We start from the raw sequence: 4,864 nt of genomic DNA, 5'->3' as shown, positions 1-4,864 counted from the left end.
TGGAGCGGGAAACGAGAGTCGAACTCGCGACCCCAACCATGGCAAGGTCGTGCTCTACCACTGAGCTATTCCCGCAATTAAAAAAGAGTATGTTATCATCTTTTATACCTTTTGTCAATAGATAGATAAAACTTCTAGCTCTTCATCTATAAAATAGCCATTTTTGCCAATAGGCGAGAGATAGAGAGCGTTTGCCATAACTATAGGTTTTATCATGCCTGAGCCAAATTTATTGCCATTTATAGTTGTAAATTTGCCATCTTTTAAAACTCCCAAAACTAAATTTGATCTAGTTGGCTTCAAAGAGATATTTTCTGTGGCTTTTGCTCTAAATTTCGTCCAAAAAATATCACTACAACCGCTTAGTTTTTTTAAAAATGGGATTATTACAGCAAAGGCTATAAGATAAGCAGCCATTGGATTGCCAGGTAGAACTATGATATATTTGTCATTTTTTCTATAAATTTTAGTAGGGCGTCCAGGGCGAACTGCTATACCATCAAAAAACTTACTATAACCAAGCTCTTTAAGCGCCTCTTGCATATAATCAGCCTCTCCAACACTAGCACCACCGCTTGTTATAGTTATGCTCTCATCATTATTTAGAGCTTTTTTTATGCTCTTTATATCATCTTTGATAATGCCACGATAGGTTGCATTAAAGCCGCTTTGCTTTAAAAGTTGATAGATACCTGTGGAGTTTGAGTTATAAATTTGATACTCCAAAGCTCTCTGCCAAGGTTCAACTATCTCATTGCCAGTTGAGTAGATGGCAATTTTTGGAAGCTCTTTAACCTCTATTTCATCTACTCCTTGACTTGCAAGAAGCATGAGTTTTGATGGTGTAAGCTTATCACCTTTTTTTAAGATAATTTCGCCACTTTTTATCTCTTCGCCTCTTTGTCTATGGGCATTGTCTTTTTTGACCTCTTTGTTTATCTGTAAAAATCCACCCACAACTTCGCTATTTTCAATCTCTATAATTGTATCACTTCCCTTTGGCATCATAGCGCCGGTCATTATTTTGTAGGACTCATTTTCTTTTATCTCATAAAGCGTCATATCGCCAGCAAAGATAGTCCCAAGAACTTTTATCTTTTTGGAGTGGAGATCTTCATATCTAAAGGCATATCCATCCATTGCTGAGTTATCAAAGGCCGGAAGGTCCTTTGTTGCTACAATATCAGTTGCCAAAACTTGACCAAGCGCGTCTCTAAGCGATATCTTTTTTGTGAAATTTAGCGCCTCTAGTTTGCTATCTATCAAATTTAAAACCTCATAAATATCCATCTAGCCTCTCTCCTTAAGCCTTTCTATCTCTACGCCAAGCAATCTTAACTTGCCCTCTAAGTTTTCATAACCTCTATCTAGATGATAAATTCTATGCACTTTTGTAGTTCCTTTTGCAACAAGTGCTGCCAAAACTAGTGCAGAGCTTGCTCTTAGATCTGTTGCCATTACATCAGTGCCAAAAAGTTTTGAACCACTAATTGTAGCTATATGTCCGCTAAGTTTTATCTGCGCTCCCATTCTTAAGAGCTCTCCAACATGCATAAATCTATTTTCAAAAAGTGTCTCTTCTATGATACTAGCTCCGTTAATTGTAGTACAAACTGCCATAAATTGGGCTTGCATATCTGTAGGAAAGGCAGGATATTCTTTGGTTACTATCTCTACAGGCTTTAATTTTTGTGCTTTTTTGATGGTGATGCTATCTTTGTCTATCAAAAAGCCAAAGCCCATCTCTTCAAACTTCGCAATAACAGCACTTATATGTTTTGGCTCACACTTTTTTATTGTGATGTTTGAGTTTGTTATAGCTCCTGCACATAGATAGGTGCCAGCTTCTATCCTATCTGGTATGACAACTATCTTTTTATCTGTTTTAAGTAGCTTGCCATTGGTTCCTTCTATCGTCAAAACGCTAGTTCCACACCCATCAATCTGGACTCCAGCCTCTTTTAGTGCCTCACAAAGTGCTACTATCTCAGGCTCTCTTGCAGCGCTTATTATCTTTGTCTTTCCCTTTGCAAGGGCAGCTGCCATTATGATGTTTTCAGTGCCTGTAACTGTGATTTTGTCAAAATTGATAGTAGCTCCAACAAGTCCATTTGGAGCAGTTGCCACGACATAGCCCTCTTTTATCTCTATCTTTGCACCCATTTTTTCTAGCGCACTTAGGTGAAGATCTATTGGTCTTGCACCTATCGCACAGCCACCTGGCAAAGAGACTTCACACCTTTTAAATCTTGCAAGAAGAGGGCCCAGAACCAAAATCGAGGCGCGCATTTTTCTTACGATATCATAGTTGGCTTTTGTTGAGTTTATGTTGTTGGTGTTGATTGTAGCGCTATGCTCTTTTTTTTCTATCTTTGCACCTAAATTTGAAAGCAGCAACAAAAGAGTGTTTATGTCGGCTACATCTGGAAGATTGGTTATTTTAAAGTCATCTTCAAAAATCAAACTAAGCGCAATGAGCGGCAAAGCAGCATTTTTAGAGCCGGATATTTCAACACTTCCGCTTAACTTTGCCTCACCTTTTATCTGTAAATAGTCCATATCACATCCGCAAAAAATTTAAAATAAGTTTGATTATACTATAAAAATAAGAAATAATAAAAAGCCATCTTTATGAAGTTTAATAAATTTTGATAAAATCAAGGCTATATTTTTGGAGTTTTATGTGAAGATAAATTTATTGATAGTTTTAACCATTTTTATAGCAGGTTGCTCGGCAATTCAGCCACCCAAACAAAGTGTAGTTATGGAGTATGAAGTTACTATCTCCTCTTTTGCAAAAGAGAGCAGTTTTTATAGAGTATAGGTTATGTTAAAGAGTTTTTATAAAAACAATGCAGTTACACTTACAATAATCCTTATAAACTTCCTTATTTACTTTGTTTCTCTACTCTTTTTTGGCGATGAACCGATACAAAAAGTGCTAATTCAAGGCAGCAACAATAGAGTTTATAGCGATATTTTAACATTTGATATGCTTTTTGGGCTTAGTTTTAGATCTGTTGCATATGGATTTTGGTGGCAGTTTTTTACAACTATGTTTATACATGGTAGTTTTTTACATCTACTTATGAATATGGCGGTGCTTTTTCAGTTTGGAACTATGATCGAAAACTATCTTGGCAAGGTCAAATTTACGCTTTTATATCTAATAGGCGGTCTTTTGGTCTCTTTGTTTTGCCTAATTTATATAAATTACTCTGGCTATGGCGGGATAATTGTTGGTGCAAGTGGCGCAATATGCGTGCTTTTTGGATACTTTGCAACACTTGTGCCAAAGCAGGGAAAGCCGCTTATTGTTATGATTGTGCTACTTAGCTTTTTGCCAGGAGTTGCTTGGTATGCCCACATTGCGGGAGTTATAATAGGATTTGTCTATGCCAAATTTGAACAGAAATTTATTTTACGATAGTTTAGAAGAACTTCTGCAAATCTCAAATTTAGATGAGAAATTTGCCAAATTTAGAGAGTTTTACAGCGCCTTTAAAGAGGGCAAATTTAACAATTTTCAAAGAATGACTCCACCAAAACCGCTATTTGAGCCAAGTTATAAACAAATTTGCAACATCGTCCCCATCAAGCAAAGCTCCAAAATAAAGTCAAAAAACAAAGAGGCACTCTTTTTGCACAACATCGCTCACATCGAGTATAGTGCCATAGAGATAGCGCTTGATGCTTGCTATAGGTTTGAGATGATGCCAAGGGAGTTTTATAGCGACTGGCTAGAAGTCGCAAGTGATGAGATAAGGCACTTTTGCATGATAGAGAGTTGCCTTTGTAAAAGTGGCTTTAAGTATGGAGACTTTGCTGTGCATGATGGGCTTTTTGTCGCCTTAAAAAAGACAGAAAACTCACTTATAGAGCGGATGGCTCTGCTTCCTAGATTTATGGAGGCAAATGGACTAGATGCCAATAAATTTATAATAGAGCGCCTTAAAAAAGAGGGCAAAGAGGATATCATTGCTCTTTTGGAAGTTATCTTAAAAGAGGAGGTTTCGCACGTTTATAAGGGCGATAAATGGTTTAAGTGGTGCTGCAAAAAAAGCGGATTAGAGTGTGAAAAGCTCTATTTTGATATAATTTTGAAGCACTATCCAAACTCTTTTTCAAACAAAAGAGAGTTAAACATGGAGGCTAGACTAGAGGCTGGATTTAGCCTAGATGAATTAAAAAAGATAGAAGAGCTACAAGAAAGGGCTTTAAGATGAAGACAATTTATTTTATTAGACATGCAAAGGCAAAAAAAGACGACGAAGAGCAAGAGGACAAGGAGAGGGGGCTTTCAAAAAAAGGCATTGAAGATGCAAAACTTATGAAAAAAATGGTAAAAAATAGACTTCATCCTCAAGTTGTCTATTCAAGTAGTGCAAAACGGGCAAAAGAGAGCGCCAAGATACTTTTTAGTAGTGGCGCAAAGGTAGAGTATTTTGATGAACTTTATACTTTTGAAAAGGACAGTCTAAAAAGCTTTATAGAAAATATCGATGACAATCTCAAAAGCATTGCAATAGTTGGTCACAACAACGCCATTACAGCAGTTTGCGAAGAGCTAAGCGATAGTGCCATCGGCAACCTACCAACTTGTGGAATATTTGCCATTCGTTTTGATGTGGCAAGTTTTAAGGAGCTTTTTGAAAAAGAGGGCGAGATACTTTACTATTGCTATCCAAAGATGTTTAAGAAAGAGTAGGGTTGCGCAGACAACTTTGCTTTTTTATTGCTTTAAATAGCTTTAAATTTCAAAAGCTACAAATGAAAGTTATTGTTCCATAATTTACTTTCAAAGCTAAATTTCAAAGCTAAATTTCAAAGCTAAATTTCAAAGCTAAATTTCAAAGCTAAATTT

The 4,864-nt window shown here is 36.5% G+C and carries 6 protein-coding genes and 1 tRNA gene; 4 read left to right on the top strand and 3 right to left on the bottom strand.

Annotated elements, in window-relative coordinates; translation table 11 throughout:
- The 3 genes from Q0X52_RS07865 to murA form a co-directional block, all read right to left on the bottom strand.
- Window positions 1–75: transfer RNA gene (locus Q0X52_RS07865), tRNA-Gly, on the bottom strand.
- Between the two features lie 39 nt (window positions 76–114).
- Window positions 115–1,290, bottom strand: coding sequence for a molybdopterin molybdotransferase MoeA (locus Q0X52_RS07860; protein ID WP_297576637.1), 1,176 nt, complete (start codon window positions 1,288–1,290; stop codon window positions 115–117).
- Entirely contained in the window at window positions 1,291–2,559 is a 1,269-nt protein-coding gene (gene murA / locus Q0X52_RS07855) for a UDP-N-acetylglucosamine 1-carboxyvinyltransferase (RefSeq protein ID WP_297576636.1), read from the bottom strand.
- Between the two features lie 124 nt (window positions 2,560–2,683).
- Here murA and Q0X52_RS07850 point away from each other — a divergent pair, with 124 nt between their 5' ends.
- From Q0X52_RS07850 to Q0X52_RS07835, 4 genes are read left to right on the top strand one after another with little or no spacing between them, the layout of a single operon-like run.
- Window positions 2,684–2,824: a hypothetical protein gene (locus Q0X52_RS07850; RefSeq protein ID WP_297576635.1), complete on the top strand. Its 141-nt coding sequence runs from the start codon at window positions 2,684–2,686 to the stop codon at window positions 2,822–2,824.
- A gap of 3 nt (window positions 2,825–2,827) precedes the next feature.
- A complete protein-coding gene (locus Q0X52_RS07845; protein ID WP_297576634.1) occupies window positions 2,828–3,430 on the top strand; it encodes a rhomboid family intramembrane serine protease in 603 nt (200 codons plus the stop codon).
- Window positions 3,396–4,226, top strand: a complete 831-nt coding sequence (locus Q0X52_RS07840; protein ID WP_297576633.1) for a ferritin-like domain-containing protein — start codon at window positions 3,396–3,398, stop codon at window positions 4,224–4,226. The genes Q0X52_RS07845 and Q0X52_RS07840 overlap by 35 nt, the downstream gene beginning before the upstream one ends.
- Window positions 4,223–4,708, top strand: coding sequence for a histidine phosphatase family protein (locus tag Q0X52_RS07835; RefSeq protein WP_297576632.1), 486 nt, complete (start codon window positions 4,223–4,225; stop codon window positions 4,706–4,708). The genes Q0X52_RS07840 and Q0X52_RS07835 overlap by 4 nt, the downstream gene beginning before the upstream one ends.
- Window positions 4,709–4,864: the final 156 nt, after the last annotated feature.

It is taken from the genome of uncultured Campylobacter sp., from assembly GCF_947255105.1.
In the GTDB taxonomy this organism is placed as follows: domain Bacteria; phylum Campylobacterota; class Campylobacteria; order Campylobacterales; family Campylobacteraceae; genus Campylobacter_B.
The sequence above is the reverse complement of the archived record's forward strand: the minus strand, read 5'-3'. Positions and strand labels throughout refer to the sequence as shown.